Annotated in this window: 14 protein-coding genes; 4 read left to right on the top strand and 10 right to left on the bottom strand. The window is 71.0% G+C overall.

Features of this window, described 5'->3' with window-relative positions:
• Position 1: 1 nt before the first annotated feature.
• The 9 genes from rimM to ftsY form a co-directional block, all read right to left on the bottom strand.
• The gene (rimM, locus tag IE157_RS09575; protein WP_064846128.1) at positions 2-577 is read right to left on the bottom strand and encodes a ribosome maturation factor RimM; all 576 of its coding nucleotides are present in this window, start codon (positions 575-577) and stop codon (positions 2-4) included.
• Between the two features lie 124 nt (positions 578-701).
• Positions 702-944: an RNA-binding protein gene (locus IE157_RS09580; protein WP_064846129.1), complete on the bottom strand. Its 243-nt coding sequence runs from the start codon at positions 942-944 to the stop codon at positions 702-704.
• A 2-nt stretch (positions 945-946) separates the two neighbouring features.
• On the bottom strand, positions 947-1,375 hold the full coding sequence (gene rpsP, locus IE157_RS09585) for a 30S ribosomal protein S16 (protein WP_064846130.1): 429 nt from the start codon (positions 1,373-1,375) through the stop codon (positions 947-949).
• A 177-nt stretch (positions 1,376-1,552) separates the two neighbouring features.
• On the bottom strand, positions 1,553-2,539 hold the full coding sequence (locus IE157_RS09590) for a hypothetical protein (protein ID WP_064846131.1): 987 nt from the start codon (positions 2,537-2,539) through the stop codon (positions 1,553-1,555).
• A complete protein-coding gene (locus IE157_RS09595) occupies positions 2,536-3,030 on the bottom strand; it encodes an NUDIX domain-containing protein (RefSeq protein WP_064846132.1) in 495 nt (164 codons plus the stop codon). The genes IE157_RS09590 and IE157_RS09595 overlap by 4 nt, the downstream gene beginning before the upstream one ends.
• A 6-nt stretch (positions 3,031-3,036) precedes the next feature.
• Positions 3,037-4,608: a signal recognition particle protein gene (ffh, locus tag IE157_RS09600; protein ID WP_064846133.1), complete on the bottom strand. Its 1,572-nt coding sequence runs from the start codon at positions 4,606-4,608 to the stop codon at positions 3,037-3,039.
• A gap of 113 nt (positions 4,609-4,721) precedes the next feature.
• The gene (locus IE157_RS09605; protein WP_035964556.1) at positions 4,722-5,060 is read right to left on the bottom strand and encodes a P-II family nitrogen regulator; all 339 of its coding nucleotides are present in this window, start codon (positions 5,058-5,060) and stop codon (positions 4,722-4,724) included.
• The gene (locus IE157_RS09610; protein WP_239321680.1) at positions 5,057-6,376 is read right to left on the bottom strand and encodes an ammonium transporter; all 1,320 of its coding nucleotides are present in this window, start codon (positions 6,374-6,376) and stop codon (positions 5,057-5,059) included. Before IE157_RS09610 ends, IE157_RS09605 begins: the two co-directional genes overlap by 4 nt.
• A gap of 274 nt (positions 6,377-6,650) precedes the next feature.
• Positions 6,651-7,757 (bottom strand): signal recognition particle-docking protein FtsY, encoded by a 1,107-nt coding sequence (gene ftsY / locus IE157_RS09615; protein WP_179861332.1) that lies wholly within the window; start codon positions 7,755-7,757, stop codon positions 6,651-6,653.
• 46 nt (positions 7,758-7,803) lie between these two features.
• Here ftsY and IE157_RS09620 point away from each other — a divergent pair, with 46 nt between their 5' ends.
• Positions 7,804-9,150: an MFS transporter gene (locus tag IE157_RS09620; protein ID WP_404820636.1), complete on the top strand. Its 1,347-nt coding sequence runs from the start codon at positions 7,804-7,806 to the stop codon at positions 9,148-9,150.
• A 6-nt stretch (positions 9,151-9,156) separates the two neighbouring features.
• Positions 9,157-9,315 carry a hypothetical protein gene (locus tag IE157_RS09625; RefSeq protein ID WP_193519842.1) on the top strand — a complete coding sequence of 53 codons (159 nt, stop codon included), beginning with the start codon at positions 9,157-9,159 and terminating at the stop codon, positions 9,313-9,315.
• A gap of 206 nt (positions 9,316-9,521) precedes the next feature.
• Here IE157_RS09625 and smc read toward each other — a convergent pair whose 3' ends face one another.
• The gene (gene smc, locus IE157_RS09630) at positions 9,522-13,172 is read right to left on the bottom strand and encodes a chromosome segregation protein SMC (RefSeq protein WP_193519843.1); all 3,651 of its coding nucleotides are present in this window, start codon (positions 13,170-13,172) and stop codon (positions 9,522-9,524) included.
• Positions 13,173-13,517: 345 nt separating this feature from the next.
• Between smc and IE157_RS09635 the strand changes: the two genes are divergently transcribed.
• Together IE157_RS09635 and IE157_RS09640 are read left to right on the top strand one after the other, a co-directional pair.
• Positions 13,518-14,543, top strand: a complete 1,026-nt coding sequence (locus IE157_RS09635) for a 3-oxoacyl-ACP synthase III (protein ID WP_193519844.1) — start codon at positions 13,518-13,520, stop codon at positions 14,541-14,543.
• Positions 14,544-14,589: 46 nt separating this feature from the next.
• On the top strand, positions 14,590-17,331 hold the full coding sequence (locus tag IE157_RS09640; protein ID WP_318281426.1) for an alpha/beta fold hydrolase: 2,742 nt from the start codon (positions 14,590-14,592) through the stop codon (positions 17,329-17,331).
• The last annotated feature ends 221 nt before the right edge of the window (positions 17,332-17,552 follow it).

Genomic DNA, 17,552 nt, shown 5'->3' on the forward strand with positions numbered 1-17,552 from the left:
TTCACTCCGCTTCCGCGAGCTCGAGCAGGCCCGGGGGTGGGCTCACCAGCACGACGCCCGCGTCCAGGTCCACCTCGGGGACGATTTCTTCCACGAACGGGATGAGCACGGGCCGCCCGCCGCCGTCCGGGGTGATCTCCAACAGGTCCTGGGCGGCACCCTGGATCAGCGCCTTGACCGTCCCGATCCGGGCGTCCTCCCGTGTGATGTCCACCGCCGTGAGACCCAGCAGGTCGTCCTGGTGCCACTCGTCGTCGTCGAGCTCGAGGTCCGCGGCCTCCGCGAACAGTTCGAGACCCCGCGCGGCCTCCGCCGCGGTGCGGTCCTCGATCTCCTCGAAACGCGCCACCAGCACGTTCTTGTTCCACCGGGAACCGCTCACGGTCACGTGCTCGAGCTGCGGGGAGCCGGCCCCGGCCGGTGCATTGCCCTCGCCCCTGCCCCGCTCACGGGCGGGCTGCACCTCGAGCACGGAGCCCGGGGCGAACCGCGCCCGCGGGTCGTCCGTGAACAACTCCACCGTGACTTCTCCCCGCACCCCGTGCGGTTTACCGATCCGGGCTACCCGAACGCTCATGGCATCTCCTCGTGGCGACTCGTGCTGTGTGGGGCCCGCACGCTACCGCGCGGGCAACGACCACGGCCCCCGCTCCTCGGTGCGAGGAACGGGGGCCGTGATACGTGTGTCTCGTGTGTTCGCGTCAGCGACGCCGGTCGGTGTCGACCACGTCCACGCGAACGTTCTCGCCGGAAGCCAGTGCCGAGACCACGGTGCGCAGGGCCTTGGCCGTGCGTCCCGATCGCCCGATCACGCGACCCAGATCGTCCGGGTGCACTCGCACCTCGAGCGTCTGACCGCGCCGGCCGTCGCGGGAGCGCACCGACACGTCGCCGGGGCTGTCCACGATGCCACGGACCAGGTGCTCGAGCGCTTCGGCGAGCATGCTCACTCTGCCTTCTCGGCGTCGTCCTCCGTGGCCGCGGTCTCCTCGGCGGGAGCTTCCTCGGCCTTGTCGGCCTTGGCGGTGATGGCCTCGGGGATGATCACGGAACCGTTGTCCGGGGCCACGAACTCGGCCTTGGCCTCGGGCTGCTTGAGGGTGCCCTCGGCGCCCGGCTCACCCTTGAACTTCTGCCAGTCACCGGTGATCTTCATGAGGGACAGCACGGCCTCGGAGGGCTGCGCACCCACACCGAGCCAGTACTGCACGCGATCCGACACCAGGTTGATGTACGAGGGGTGCTCGGTGGGCTGGTACACACCGACCTCTTCGATCACGCGACCGTCGCGCTTCTTGCGGGAATCCACGACGACCACGCGGTAACGAGGGTCACGCATCTTACCCATACGCTTGAGACGAATCTTGACTGCCACTTGTGTGGTTACTCCTGTTTCGAATGGAATCGGACATCGCACACACCTGCCCGTGGGGCGGGCCGTGAGTGGATTTCCTGTGGACGCGACAGCACGCGCGGTGAGAGGGTCCGCACGGGTCGAGTACCCGACCATTGTGCCATACGTGTCAAACCGAGGGCGGTCGGGGCGAACGCGTCAGCGGTTCTTGCGTGCGCGCACCGAGGCCCACAGGGCGGCTTGGAGGGCGGCGTCCGTGAACAGCGCCGCCGACGCCGAACCGAGCACGGCGGCACGGGGTCCCCCGCGGGCTGCGAGACCCGCGAGCCCTGCGCCGAGGGCGATCTCCGCTCCCCCGATCGCGAGCAGCAGTCCCGGCCTGCGCACGTAGGCCCGCTGGATCCGGGACAGCACGTCCCCGCCGCTGGGCTCCACGCTCGCGGCGGCCAGCATGGACAGACCCAGGGGCCGGGGCTCGAAGTCCGAGACACCGTCGACCTCGTGCAGCTCGCGCTGGGACTCCACGAGCTTCGCGGCCACGGTGGGTAGGCCGAGCAGCTGCAGGACGGATTCCAGTAGCAGCCCCGAGCTGGGCGTGCGCGCGTAGTTCTCGAGCCGGGCCGTGGCGGCGGCGTCCAGCTCGGTCAGGGACGCGATGAACTCCACCGTGGTCAGCATGCGGGCCTCGGCGGTGCCCGCGGCGGGCGACGACGCGGCGTCGTCCGCGCCCGCGGCGCTGGCGGTATCGGGGGCGCCGCTGAAATCCAAAGCGCCGTTCGTGTCCTGCGCGTCACGCGCGGGCTGGGCCGTGGGCACCGGGCTCGCCTGCCCCCGGAGCGCTTCGAGGGCGAGGTCGGTCGCGGACTCCGCGGGTTCCCAGCGCAGCGTGGAATCGTCCGCGATCCGCGCGAACTGGGCACTCCACGACTCACGAGCGTTCAACGAGTTCACGGGTGGGTAGATCCGCAAGCTGCGGCTCTCCCCGTCCGAGGAGATCAGGACGGCTACCGCGTCAGGGTCCGCGGCCGCAGCGAGGGCCCCGGGGTCCAACTCGTCCGGGACCAGCACGACTGACCAGCCGTTGCGCGCGAGCGCCGTGAACCTGGTCCCCAGAGCGGTGGCGATGAACGGCAACTGCGGGGCGTCCGCGTGCACGATCAGCGCGGTGCGCGGCGCGGCACTCATGCGCGCCGGCCGCCGTCCATGACGCGTTCGACCACGGTCCCGGAGCGCAAGGCCTCCAGAGCCGCGCGGATGTGCTGCGCCAGGCCGGAGCTCAGCACGGTCTCAAGCTCCTCGGGGGCCACCCACCGGTACGAGAGCAGTTCCTCCTCCTGCACCGTGATGGGGGTGTCGGAGGGGATTTGCCCGCCGTCGTAGAGGAAGGACACGGAGTCCCCCCACATGCCCATGCCCACGCCGTGGCTCACCGCGAGCAGCCGCCCGCCCTCGAGGTGCAGGCCGACCTCCTCCACCACTTCGCGGAAGCACCCGGTGCGGGGATCCTCCCCCGCCTCCACGGTCCCGCCGGGCAGGGTCCAGTCGTCCTTGTAATTGGGTTCGACCGTGAGCACGCGACCGCTCTCGTCCCGGATGATCGCGGCGGACGCGAGCCGCCGGGTGGGCAGCGACGCGATGAAGCTGCGCAGTTCGTCGTCGGGGAGGTATGAACCCATGTCCGCCTACTTTCCGAGGAATTTCTCGAAGCCCTTGGGCAGGTTCAGCGACTCGGCGTCCAGGTCCTTGCCCTGGGCACCGAACGCGCTGCCCGGCGCCGCCGGCTTCTGACCGGAGGCGAGTGCCGCGTTCTCCTGCGCGCGCTTGGCGGGGTTGCCGGAGCGCGAGCTCTTCTTCTTGGACTTGCCCTTCTTGGCAGCACCCCCGCCGGCGCCGCCCATCCCGGGGATGCCGCCGGGCATCCCGGGAACGCCCTTGCCTTGGGCCAGGCGCTTCATCATCTTCTGCGCCTGGGCGAAGCGCTCCATCAGCTGGTTGACCTCGGAGACCGAGACGCCGGACCCCTTCGCGATGCGCGCGCGGCGCGAGCCGTTGATGATCTTGGGGGCCACGCGCTCGTGCGGGGTCATGGAGCGCACGATGGCCTCCACGCGGTCGATCTCCCGCTCGTCGAAGTTCTCGAGCTGCTCGCGCATCCCGGCGGCGCCGGGCATCATGGCGAGCATCTTCTTCATGGACCCCATCTTGCGCAGCTGCTGCATCTGCGCGAGGAAGTCCTCGAAGGTGAAGTCCTCCTGATCGGTGAACTTCTTGGCCATCCGCTCGGCCTCGGTCTTGTCCCACTGTCGCTCGGCCTGCTCGATGAGCGTGAGGACGTCACCCATGTCCAGGATGCGCGAGGCCATCCGGTCCGGGTGGAACTGCTCGAAGTCCCGCACGCCCTCGCCCGTGGACGCGAACATGATGGGCTTGCCGGTCACCGCGCGGACGGACAGGGCCGCGCCGCCGCGGGCGTCGCCGTCAAGCTTGGAGAGCACCACGCCGGTGAAATCCACGCCCTCATCGAACGCCTTGGCGGTGTTCACGGCGTCCTGACCGATCATTGCGTCGATGACGAACAGGACCTCGTCCGGGTCCACGGCGTCGCGGATGTCGCGCGCCTGGTTCATCAGCGCCTGGTCGATGCCCAGGCGTCCGGCGGTGTCGACGATCACGACGTCGTAGAGCTTGGAGCGGGCGAAGTCGACGCCGTCGCGGGCCACCTTCACGGGATCCCCCGTGGGGTCGTCGAACTCCGAGGTGGCGCCGGGCTCCGGGGCGAAGACCGGTACCCCGGCGCGCTGACCCACGACCTGCAGCTGGGTGACGGCATTGGGGCGCTGGAGGTCGGAGGCCACGAGCACGGGCTTGTGGCCCTGGTCCGTGAGCCACTTGCCAAGCTTGCCGGCCAGGGTGGTTTTGCCCGCACCCTGCAGGCCCGCGAGCATGATCACCGTGGGCCCGGTCTTGGCGAGGTTGATCCGCCGGGTCTCGCCGCCGAGGACGTTCTGCAGCTCCTCGTTGACGATCTTCACGACCTGCTGGCCGGGGTTCAGCGCCTCGGAGACCTCCGCGCCGAGCGCGCGCTCCTTCACGATCGCCGTGAACTCCCGGACCACGGGCACGGCCACGTCCGCCTCCAGCAGGGCCCGGCGGATCTCCCGGACGGTGGCATCGACATCGGCCTCCGAGAGCCGGCCCTTGCCGCGCAGGTTCTTGAAGGTCGCTGTGAGCCGGTCGGACAGTGAATTGAACACGGGGTGGTCGCTGCTTTCGTCTGACAACGGATGAATTCAGTGTCCCAGGTTAGCAAGCGAAGCCCCGCCCGGTCGCCCGGACGGGGCCTGTGCCGACGACGTCGCGCGCGACCTCAGAGCGCGACGTCACCCAGTTCGCCGGTGCTCACGCGCACGGTGTTCTCCACGGCAGTGACCCACACCTTGCCGTCCCCGGGTTCGCCCGTGCGTGCGGAGGTGACGATGACGTCCACGAGGTCCTGGACCTCGCCGTCCTCCACGACCGTCTCGATGCGCACCTTCTCGAGGAGGTCCACCGTGTACTCGGCACCGCGGTAGACCTCGCGGTGCCCGCGCTGGCGGCCGTAGCCGTGGACGGTCAGCACGGTCATGCCCTGCACGCCGTATCTCTCCAGGGCGTCTTTGACGTCACTGAACTTCTCGGGTCGCACCACTGCGGTGATCAGCTTCACTGGTTGTCTCCTTTGCTGGCGGCGGGCACGGGGGCTTCGGCGGTCCCGGGCAGGGGCCGCGCGGGGGCTTGCCCGGCGAAGTAGCCGGTGGCCTCGTCCTTCAGCGAGTACGCGGACTCCGCGTGCTGGGTGAGGTCCACGCCGATGACCTCGTCCCGGCGGGTGATCCGCAGCCCCATGGTGGCCTTCAGGACGAGCCCGATGACCAGCGTGAGGACGCTGGTGTAGAGCGTCACGAAGAGGGTCGCGGCGAGCTGGGTGCCCAGCAGGCCCCAGCCACCACCGTAGAACAGCCCGGCCCGGCCCTCGGAGGGGATCGCCAGGAAGCCCAGTGCCACGGTGCCGACGATGCCGGAGACCAGGTGCACGCCGCACACGTCCAGCGAGTCGTCCAGGTGGATCCGGTACTTCAGGCCCACGGCGATCGCGGAGCACGCACCGGCCACGGCGGAGAGCAGGATCGCGCCGAGCGGGGTCACGTCGGCGCACGCCGGGGTGATGGCCACGAGCCCGGCGACGACGCCCGACGCCGCACCCAGCGACGTCGCGTGCCCGTCCCGGATGCGCTCGGTGAGCAGCCAGGCCAGCATGGCCGCAGCCGGGGCCACGAGCGTGTTGGTCCAGATCAGGGCGGCCTGCTCCACGGTGGTTGCGGCGCCGGCGTTGAAGCCGAACCAGCCGAACCACAGGATGGCCGAGCCGAGCATCACGAGCGGCAGGTTGTGCGGGCGCTGGCCCGAGTCGCGGCCGAAGCCGCGGCGGGCACCGATGAGCAGAATGAGCACCAGCGCCGCGATGCCCGCGTTGATGTGCACGGCGAGCCCGCCGGCGAAGTCGATCGGCTCGCCGAAGATCCGGCCCAGGGCGCCGTCCTCGGAGAACAGCCCGTCACCCCACACCATGTACGCGAGGGGGAAGTAGACCAGGGTGACCCACACGAGCGTGAAGACCACCCACGTGCCGAACCGGGTGCGGTCCGCGATCGCGCCGGAGATCAGGGCCACGGTGATGATCGCGAACGTCACGGAGAAGTCCGAGGACAGCAGGTCCTCGGTGCCCATCAGGCCGTGCAGACCGAAGTGCGCGAACGGATCCGCGGTGAGGCCGCCCAGCACCGGGTCCCCGGCGAGCATGGAACCGCCCCACAGCACCCACACGACGCCCACCACGCCGAGCGCCGCGAAGCTCATCATCATCATGTTCAGCACACCCTTGGCGCGGGTCATGCCTCCGTAGAACAGTGCAAGTCCGGGGGTCATGAAGAACACCAACCCCGCGGCCACCACGGTCCACACGTGTCCGGCGGTCAACTCCACCCGGATCACCTCGTCCCTGTCTCGTGTCGGCACAGCCTTTGCGCCTCTTGCACACAGTCAACGGGGCGGGTGTTACCGCGACAGCGCGGGTTCGTGACGCCGGTGTTTCACGTCACGTCCGCGTGTGACGATCGTGTTAACTCCTCAGGTACCGGTGTCGATGCCGGTTCCAGTGCAGTGCCAGGGGCCAGTGCACGTGCCGGTGCCCCGACGACGACGGCGCCCACTCCCACGAAGGGGGCGGGCGCCGTCGTCGTCGCGAGAGGGAGCTGGCTCAGTCGATGATCGCGTCCACGAACTGCTCGGCGTTGAAGGGTGCGAGGTCGTCCGGGCCCTCGCCGAGACCGATCAGCTTGACGGGCACGCCCAGGCCGCGCTGGATGGCGACCACGATCCCTCCCTTGGCGGTGCCGTCAAGCTTGGTGAGCACGATGCCCGTGATGTCCACGGCCTGCGCGAAGACCTTTGCCTGGGTCATGCCGTTCTGCCCGGTGGTCGCGTCGATCACGAGCAGCACCTCGTCCACCTCGGCGGCCTTCTCGATCACGCGCTTGACCTTGCCGAGCTGGTCCATCAGACCGGCCTTGTTCTGCAGCCGGCCAGCGGTGTCCACGAGGACCACATCCGCCTCTTGGTCGATGCCGGCCTTGACGGCATCGAACGCGACCGAGGCGGGGTCCGCGCCCTCCTGCTCGGAGCGCACCGTGGGCACGCCCACGCGGGCTCCCCAGGTCTCGAGCTGGTCAGCGGCGGCCGCGCGGAACGTGTCCGCCGCGCCGAGCAGGACGTCCTTGTCCTCGGCCACGAGCACGCGCGCGAGCTTGCCGACCGTGGTGGTCTTGCCCACGCCGTTGACACCCACCACCAGGACCACCGCGGGCTTGCCCGGGGCGGACTCGGTGCGCAGGGAACGGTCCAGGGTGGGGTCCACGAGCGCGAGCATTTCTTCACGCAACAGGGACTTCAACTGCGCGGGGTCCTTGGTGCCCTCGACCCGCACGCGCTTCTTGAGGTTCTCCACGAGCTCGAGGGACGCGTCCGTGCCGAGGTCCGCCATGAGCAGCGTGTCCTCGATCTCGTCCCACGTGTCCTGATCGATGCGTTCGCGGGACAGCAAGACCAGCAGACCCTTGCCGAGCATGGTGTTGGACTTGGCCAGCCGTCCGCGCAACCGGGCCAGGCGCCCGCGGGCGGACTCCGGGCGTTCGAGGGTGCTGACCGGTCTGTCCTCGACGAGGGTGTCGCCCTCGGTCTCCGGGACGTCGTCCAGGTCCCGGGTGTCCGTGTAACCTCCCCGCGGTGCCTTGGGTCGGCGCAGCAGCAGGATGCCGAACACCACGAGCAGCACCACCACCACCGCGGCGACAATGAGTATCCACATCAGGTCAGTCGTGATCACCCTCCTAATGTCCCATAAACTGCAGGGCGTGTCCCGCCCCGATCCCCGCGACCCCGCCGAGCATCCCGTCCCCGCCTCCCCCGACGACGCGCGCGCTGCTGCGACCGCGTCGGACGCCGCCGCCGCAGCGTCCACTGCATCGGACGACGCCGCCGGAAAACCCGCGCCGCGCGGCAGGGTCCCCGAGCCCATCAAGGTCCTGATCGCTGCGGCCTTCGTGATCGCCCTGGGCTACGGGATCGTGGCGCCCGTGCTGCCGCAGTTCGCGGCCAGTTTCGGCGTGGGCGTGGCCGCGGCCTCCGCCGTGATCAGCGCGTTCGCCCTGTGCCGGCTCGTCTTCGCCCCCGCGAGCGGTGCGGTGGTCAACACGTTGGGTGAGCGGCCCACGTATCTGATCGGGTTGATCGTGGTGGCACTGTCCTCGGCCGCGACCGCGTTCGCGCAGACCTATGGGCAATTGCTGATCTTCCGCGGTCTCGGGGGCATCGGGTCCACGATGTTCACGGTGTCCGCGATGGGCCTGATCGTGAGGTTGGCCCCGCCCACCATGCGCGGGCGGGTCTCCGGGTACTACGCGACCGCGTTCCTGCTGGGCGGCATCCTGGGGCCCGTGCTCGGCGGACTGCTCGCGGGTCTTGGGATGCACGCCCCGTTCCTGATCTACGCCGGCGCTCTGCTGGTCGCCGTCCTTGTGGTGTACCTGCGGCTGAAGGACGAGACGATCGGCGCCAGACGCACCGGCCGGGCCCAGCCGCCCATGCGCGTCCGCGAAGCGCTCGACGCCGGAGCGTACCGTGCCGCGCTCGTGTCCAGCTTCTCCACGGGCTGGACGGCCATGGGCGTACGCGTGGCCCTGGTCCCTCTCCTGGCCGTCCAGGTGGTCGGTGAGGGTCCGGCCGTCGCCGGGCTCGCGCTGGCACTGTTCGCCGTGGGCAACGCTGCAGCCTTGACCGTCACGGGGCGGCTCACCGACCGCGTGGGGCGCAAACCGCTCGTGCTCACGGGCCTGCTCGTGTGCGGCCTCGCGACCATTGGGGTGGGGCTGAGCACGTCCGTGGTGGCGTTCGCCGTACTGTCCCTGCTCTCCGGGGTGGGCTCCGGAACCCTCAACCCGGGGCAGCAAGCCGCCGTGGCGGATGTCATCGGCCCGGATCGAGCGGGCGGCAGAGTACTGTCCCGGTACCAGATGTGCGCGGACGCGGGCCAGATCGCCGGCCCCGTGCTCGCGGGCGCGCTCGCGGACGCCGCCGGTTTCGGCTGGGCCTTTGGGATCTCGGGAGCGCTCATGCTCCTCGCCGCCGTCGCGTGGCTTCCGGTCAGGGACACCCTGCCCCCGGAGTCACGCACCCAGGGCCCCGCCCCCCGACGGAAGTGAGCTCCCGTGGCCGCAACCGAGCGACGTCGTCCCCGTTCCACGGCGGTACTCTTCATGGTCGTTTTCGTGTCGATGTTCGTCGCGAACGCGATCCTCACGGAGCTACGGGACCGCGGGATCATCACCACGCCGGTGCTCGTGCTCGCCATGGTGTTCCGTCCCTGACACCGGAAGTGGCCCCGGAGCGGATCCGGGAAACCCTCTCCCATCCCGATACCGAGTTGACTTCTGACGGCACCACGCTGACCGCGAGGATCGGGAGTGACCTGACCTTCCGCCGCCGCGGGGCCGCGCTGTTGCGCCGCGCCCGCGCGGCGACAAGCTGAGCCGCCCCACCCTCGGCGGGCGAGCGGCGTCGTCGGCGGAAGAGCTCAGCGCGACTGCGAGAGCTGCTGGCCCACGACGAGGCTCACGCCGTCGCCGCGCATCGAGACCCCGTAGAGCGCGTCCGCGATCTCCATGGTGCGTTTCTGGTGGGTCACGATGATCAGCTGCGAGCTCTCCTTGAGCTGCTCGAAGATGGTGAGCAACCGACCCAGGTTCCGGTCGTCCAGCGCGGCCTCAACCTCGTCCATGACGTAGAACGGGGACGGCCGGGCCTTGAAGATGGCCACGAGCAACGCGAGTGCCGTCAGGGAGCGCTCGCCGCCGGAGAGCAGGGAGAGCCTCTTGATCTTCTTCCCGGCGGGCCGGGCCTCGACCTCGACCCCCGAGTTGAGCATGTCGTCCGGGTCGGTCAGGCGCAACCGCCCCTCCCCGCCCGGGAACAGGGTCGCGAACACCGAGACGAACTGTTCCGCGGTGTCCCGGTAGGCCTGGGCGAAGACCTCTTCGACGTGCTGGTCCACCTGCCGGATGATGTTGCGCAGATCCGTGCGGGAATTCTTGACGTCCTCGAGTTGGGTGACCAAGAACTTGTGGCGTTCCTCGAGCGCGGCGAACTCCTCGAGCGCGAGCGGGTTGACCTTGCCGAGCGCCTTGAGCTGCTTCTGCGCGCGCTGCAACCGGGTCTCCTGCTCCTCGCGTCGGAACGGGGTCCCGGCATCGGTCATCCGGGGCAGAGCCAGCTGCACGGGCGCGCCGTCCTCCTCGGCGCGCTGGGCCGCCTCGAGCGCTGCGTCCGCGTCCAGGACGGGCAGGTGGGGGCCGTAGTAGTCCACGAGGAAGTCGGGGGTCATCCCCAATTTCTCGAGGGCCGTGGTCTCGAGCCCCTCGAGCCGGGCCCGGCGCTGCGCGAGGTCCAGTTCCGCACGATGCAGCTGTTCGGTAAGTTCGCCGATCCGCCGGGCGAGCTCGTCACGTTCGGAGCGCAATCGCTGCGCGACCTCGTCCAGCCCGGCCCTGCTGGTCTCGATGGCGTCGCGCTGGGCGGCCGCCCGCGCCGCGGCGTCGTCGGCGCGTTCCCGGAGATAGCGGGCGGCCTCCCCCACGGCCCGCGCCACGACCGCTTGCACGCGGCGACGTTCCGCACGCCGCGCGGCCTCGGCCTGCGCGACACGTTCGGTACGCGCCGCGCGCGCCTGGGCCTGCGCCCGGGACTCGGCGTGGCGATGTTGTTCCTCGAGCCCGCGCAGCGCGAGCCGCGCCTCGGTCTCGACCTCGCGGGCAGTCCGGGCCTGCTCCTCGGCGCGGTCCTTGGCGGACGCGGCCGCGAGCTGCTCGCGGTCGAGGTCCTCCTCGTCCCCGGTCTCCGCGGCCTCGGCGCGTTCCACGGCCTCGCGCAGCTCCGCATCCCGCTGGGTCAAACGCTGCTGTGCGGTTGCCAGGACACCGCGGCGCCGTTCCAGTTCGGAATCCGCCGACGACGCCGTGGCCTCCGCCCTGCTCGACGCCGCCCCGGCCGCCGCGGCCTCCTGCTGGGCCCGCTGCGCGGCCCGGCCGGTCTCGCGGGCCTCCCGTTCCGCGCCCGCGCGCTGTTCCTCGGCCTCCCGGGCCCGTTCCGCCGCGGTCTCTGCGGCGTCCCGCAAGGTCGCGGTCTTTTCCACCTCGCGGTCGATCAACGCGAGGATCTCGAGGTTGCCGGCCGCTTCCGTGGCTCCGCCCTGGACCCGATGGACGCCGTACACGTCACCGTCGCGGGTGACCACGCGCCACGCGGCGTCGGCCCGCCCGTCCTGCGCCGCGGCGTCGAGGACCGCGAGCGCGGCGGTCGCGTCCGGGACGAGCACCGTGGTGGCGAGTGCGGCCCGCACCGCGGCCACGACGGCCGCGTGGCCCGTGGTGTCGGATTCCTCCGGGGCCGAGGAGAGGACCTCCGTGGCGCGCACGCACCCCTCGGGCAGCGCTGGACCGGTGACTTCGGTGGCCGCGCCGTCCTCCCGCGCGATCACGAGGTGCACGCGACCCGACCCGGCATCGCGCAACCGCGAGAAGACCCGGGCGGCCGAGGTGTGGGACGCCACGGCGAGCGCGTCGGACCACGGGCCCAGCGCGGCCGCCACGGCACGTTCCCACCCCGGGCTCACGCGCACGGCCCGCGGCACCTCCCCCAGCACGGGGACGACGTCCGCCACCGAGGACGAGCCGTCCGGTTGCCGCACGGACTCGCGCAGAGTCTCGAGGCGCACGATGTGGGCGTGCAGCGCGCTCGCGGTCTGCTGTCGGTGGTCGTCCGCCTCCCGCGAGCGGGCGCGAGCGGCGTCGGCCGTTTCCTGGGCTTCGCGGGCCCGTTCCCCGAGGCGCTGCGCCTCGACCGCGGTGGCCTCGGCCGTCTCGCGCAGGGACGCGGTGTCCAGACGGGCACTCTCGGCGCGGGTCACGACGTCGGAGAGCTCCCCGCGAACACGCTCCACGTCCGCTTCTGCGGCCGTGAGCGCCGACCGCGCGGCCGTGACCGCCGCGGCGAGCCGGACCTGCCCCGCGCGTCGGTCCGCGGCACGGCGCACGAGCGCGGCCGATTCCTTTTCCGCGTCCCGCGCGGTCGATTCGGCGGCCTCACGCGCCGCATGCGCACGGTCGAGGTCCTCGCGCGCCCCCACGACCCGTTCGGCCAGCTGTTCAGCCTCGACGAGTGTCCGGGCGGCCTGTTCCTCGAGGGTCTGCGCGTCCCGGTTCGTGGCGGCGGTTTCCTCGGTACTGCCCAGCAGCCGACGGCGCTCCTCGGCCAGCGCCGCCAGCGCCCGGTAGCGGTCGCGCACCGTGCTCAGTTCGTACCAGCTCGTGCGGGCCGCGTTCAGTTCCGGGGTGGTGCGCGCGGCACGGGTCTCGGTCTCCTGCAGCCGCTGGGCGAGATCCGCGGCCGCGGTCTCGAGTTCGGCCTTGCGTTCGCGCGCCGCGCGGCTCGCGTCCTGATCCGTGTCCATCCCGGCGCGCGCCGCCACGAGATCGTCCGCGAGCAGACGGGCGCGCGCATCACGGACGTCGTACTGGATCCGCTGCGCCTTACGAGCCGTGCGCGCCTGCCGACCCAGGGGCGTGAGCTGACGCTGGATCTCACCGGTGAGGTCCTCGAGCCGGTCCAGGTTCGCCTGCACCGATTCGAGCTTGCGCAGGGTCTTCTCCTTACGGCGGCGGTGCTTGAGGATCCCTGAGGCCTCCTCGATGAACCCACGGCGGTCCTCGGGGGTGGCCTGCAGGATCCGGTCCAGCTGCCCCTGCCCCACGATCACGTGCATCTCCCGACCCAGCCCGGAGTCGGAGAGCAGCTCCTGGATGTCCAGCAACCGGCACGAACGGCCGTTGATCGCGTATTCGGAGCCCCCGGAGCGGAACAGCGTGCGCGAGATGGTGACCTCGGAGTATTCGATCGGCAGGGCGCCGTCGGCGTTGTCGATGGTCAGGGACACGTGTGCGCGGCCCAGGGCGGAGCGACCAGAGGTGCCTGCGAAGATGACGTCCTCCATCTTCCCGCCGCGCAGGGACTTGGCACCCTGCTCCCCCATGACCCACGCGAGGGCGTCCACCACGTTGGACTTACCCGACCCGTTCGGCCCCACGACCGCGGTGACCCCGGGCTCCATGTGGAACGTGGTGGCGGACGCAAAGGACTTGAAACCACGCACGGTGAGGGTCTTCAGATGCACGCGGGGGTCTCCAATGTCGTTGTCGCTTACGCCGCCCCTCGGCGCCCGCACCGGCGGGTGACGGGCGCGCCGACCTGGGCGATCGCGAGCGCGGGGGCAGCCCCCGAGTCTACCCGGGGCGGGCCCCGCGGCGGTGTGGGGCGCGTGCGGGGGCTCACACCCGCGGCTCACCGGGGCCGGAACGGCCTGCGCCCGCAGAGAAACGCAACGTACATCCGAAGGGAGCTGTCAGTCGGGACCGTTAGACTGAGCCGGTCCAACCCGCTAGTTCACCCGAGCGCCGAGGCTCTCCTCTCACGATCGATTCCTTGACGGTACGGGTGGCGTCTGATCGAAAGCGCCACATTGACCGGTAACTCCACCATCAGAAACCGAAATGCCGCAGTCCTATCCGTGACCAAGACGGAGGCGGACGTGGTAATTCCGTCTACTCGGTTCGATGAGGAGTTGGCAGAGACCTTCCGGCGGCTGCGCATGCCCAAGGGGCTGCTCGAGCGACTGGCCGGGATCAAGGAACGCCGCGGTTGGGCACAGGGACGCCACTTCACGGACGGCGCCACGGAGGCCGGCCAGGAGGCCCTGCGGCAATCGGGGGTGGCCCCGGAGCAGATCGGGTTGTTCATCAACGCGTCCGTGACCCGCGACAACTTCGAACCCGCCGTGGCCGTGGGCATCCACGACCGGTTGGGCCTGCCGAGCTCCGCGCTGAACTTCGACATGACCAACGCGTGCCTGGGCTTCGTCAATGCCCTAACCGTGGCGGCGTCCATGATCGACGCCGGGGCGATCGAGTACGCCCTGGTGGTCGCCGGTGAGGACCCCTCCCCGTGGCACCACGCAGCGGTGGAACGGTTGCGCGGGGACGACATCACCCGCGAACAGGTGGTGCAGGAGTTCGCCACGCTCACGCTGGGGTGCGGTGCCGCCGCGGCCGTGGTGGGCCCCGCGGACCGCCACCCGAACGGGCACCGCATCGTGGGATCCGTCACGCGCGCGGGCACGGAGTTCAACCACCTGTGCATCGGCGGGGACGACGGCATGTTCACGGACGCCACCGGGCTGCTCAACCACGGGGTGGGCCTCGTGGTCGAGGCGTGGCTCGAGGCCGAGAAGGACGGCTGGCAGTGGCGGGACATGGACTCCTACGTGACCCACCAGGTCTCCAACTCGCACACCAACAAGCTCATCCAGGACATGGGCCTGGACGCGGACCGTGTCCCCCTCACCTTCCCGTACTGGGGCAACGTGGCCGCCGCGGCCCTGCCCATGACACTCGCGCTCGAGGCCGAGCGGCTCGAACCCGGCCAGCGCGTGCTGTGCCTGGGCGTGGGCTCGGGCCTGAACACGACCCTCATGGAGATCGCCTGGTAACCCGCCCGTAGCCCCCGGTCACCGCCTCACAGAACGGAGGAGCAACGTGCTCTCCACACCCTCCCCGGAACGCACCACCACGGTGCGTCTGCCCTTCACCGACACCCCGCTGCCGGGTGTGGACCCCGCGTGGTCCACCACGGTGAGCGTCCCGACCACGGCGGTCGTGGAACCCGTGCCCGGCAGGAAGCGCCGCTGGCACGTGCTGGACAACGGGGACGCGATCACCGAGGCGGGCCGCAGTCCCCGCGGGATCATCCTGGCGGTGCACGGCAACCCCACGTGGTCCTACCTGTGGCGGGACGTGGTGCACGCCGGCCAGACGGCCGAGCAGCCGTGGCGCGTGGTGGCCGTGGACCAGCTGGACATGGGCTTCTCCGAGCGCACGGGATTGTTCCGTCGGCTCGAGGACCGCGTCCGGGACCTCGGGGACCTCACGCACGCGCTGGGCATCGACGACGCCGGACTGCCGGTGGTCACCTTGGCCCACGACTGGGGCGGGCTCATCTCCCAGGGCTGGGCGCAGGAACACCCGCAGCTCCACGCGGCGACCATCATGACCAACACCGCCGTTCACCACGACAACGCCGAGCCCATCCCCTCGGCCCTGCGGCTCGCGCTCAACCGCGCCGTGCACGAACCCCTCACCTCCGGGACCACCGCGTTCCTGGACACCACCCTGGCCCTGTGCGATCCCGCCCCGGCCAAGGACCTCAAGAAGGCCTACAAGGCTCCGTACACCTCCCGCGAGCGCCGCGAGGGCATCGCGCACTTCGTCGCCGACATCCCCGCCGAACCGGGCCACCCCTCCAACGCGGCGTACGAGCGCATCGCCGGGCGGATGAGCGCGCGCGAGGTCCCCACGCTGCTGCTGTGGGGCACCAACGATCCCGTGTTCCAGCAGCGTTACCTCGAGGACCTCATGCGGCGGGCACCCCACGCGGACGTCCACCGCTTCGAAGGCGCCAAGCACCTGCTGCCCGAGGCCCGGGACATCGCCCCAGCGATCCTCACGTGGCTCGGTGAGCGTTTCGGTCAGGACGAGCCCGTGGTGCAGGCCCACCGTGAGCGCCGCGCGCGCGGTCGCGGGGACTTCGTGCCGTTCTTCGCCGAACTCGACGCACGACGCCGCGACGCCTCCCCCGCCGTCGTGGACATGGGACCCGTCATGGGAACCGTGGACGGTTCCGCACCGGCGCTCAACGTGGAACGCACCGTGACCTGGGCCCAGCTGAGCACGTCCGTGGACCAGCTCGCGGTGGCCCTGCTGCGCACGGGCGTGCGCCCCGGGGACCGTGTGAACCTCATGGTCCCCCCGGGCTCCATGCTCACCACCCTGATCTACTCGTGCCTGCGCATGGGCGCGGTGATCGTGGTCGCGGACCAGGGGCTGGGCCGCAAGGGACTGACCCGGGCGCTGCGCGGTTCGTCCCCCGACTGGTTCATCGGCATCCGCAAGGCCCTCATGGGTGCGCGCGCCCTGGGCTGGCCCGGACGCCGGATCTCCGCGGACCGGCTGGACCCCGTGTCCAAGAAGCTGCTGGGCGTGGAACACACTGTGGCCGAGCTCATGGACTCGGTGACCACCGTGCGCCCGGAGGACATCCCCGCCGTGGACCCGGACGCCGCGGCCGCCGTGCTGTTCACGTCCGGCTCCACCGGACCCGCCAAGGGCGTGGTCTACACCCACCGCCAGATGGCCGGGATGCGCGACACCATCCGGGACACCTACGGGCTGCGGGCCGGAACCGGACTCGTGGCCGGGTTCGCGCCGTTCGCGCTGCTCGGCCCCGCCCTTGGTGCCGCCTCCGTCACACCGGACATGGACGTCACGAGCCCCAAGACGCTCACCGCACAGGCGCTCACCGAAGCTACGATGGCGATCGGCGCCACCGCGGTATTCGCGTCCCCCGCGGCCATCGCCAACGTCCTGGCCACCGCGGACGAGCTGTCCCCCGCCGAGCGTGATGCGCTGGCCCGGGTGGACCTCATGCTCTCCGCCGGAGCGCCGATCCCCGAGGAGCTGCTCGCCCGGTTGCAGGAGCTGATGCCCGCGGCCGAGCTGCACACCCCCTACGGGATGACCGAGGCGTTGCCCCTGACCGACGTCAGCTTGGACGTGATCCGCGCGGCACGGGAGGACGCCCAGAGCGGCGTCGAGGGTGCGGGCCGCGGCGTGTGTGTGGGCACCCCGGTCGAGGGAGCGCAGCTCGGCGTATTGCCGCTGCGCGCGGACGGCTCCGTCTCCCCCGACATCGTGACCACCCCTGGTGTCACCGGCGAGATCGTGGCGCGCGCACCGCACGCCAAGGACCACTACGACCGGTTGTGGATCACGGAGCGCGCCTCCGACCTGACCCCCGGCTGGCACCGCACCGGGGACGTGGGGCACTTCGACGCCCGTGAGCGGCTGTGGTACGAGGGCCGCCTGGCCCACGTGATCACGATGTCCGACGGGCCGGTGTCTTCCGTCGCGGCGGAGCACGCCGCCCAGACGGTTCCCGGTGTGGGCCGCGTGGCCGTCGTGGGTGTGGGCCCCCGCGGTTCCCAGTCCCCCGTGGCCGTGATCGAAACGGTGCCCCCGGCCGCCAAGCCCCACGTGGCCCCCGCGGATCTGGCCGAGCGCGTGCGCGCTACGATCGATTTCGCGACCGGGCTGGCTGTGAGCGCCGTGCTCGTGATCCCCGAGCAGCCCACGGACATCCGCCACAACTCCAAGATCGACCGCGCCGAATTGAGTGACTGGGCCGAGCAGGCCCTGGCCACCGGAAAGATGAGTGCCCTGTGAGCCACGACCAGACCCCTGCTCCCGACCGCTCCGGCGCCGGCCGCCACCGCGCCGACGATCACGACGCCGCTGCGCCCGCTCCCGGGGCCACCGCGGCCGGGGCGGCGTCGTCGGCTCCCCGGAACGACGGGAACGCAAGCAATTCCGATGCAAACGCATCGGATGGAGACCGGCAGGACACCGCTCCCGGCGTCGCGCAGATCGCGGATCCCGAGCGTGGC

It is taken from the genome of Kocuria marina, from assembly GCA_014652975.1.
In the GTDB taxonomy this organism is placed as follows: Bacteria; Actinomycetota; Actinomycetes; order Actinomycetales; family Micrococcaceae; genus Kocuria; species Kocuria marina.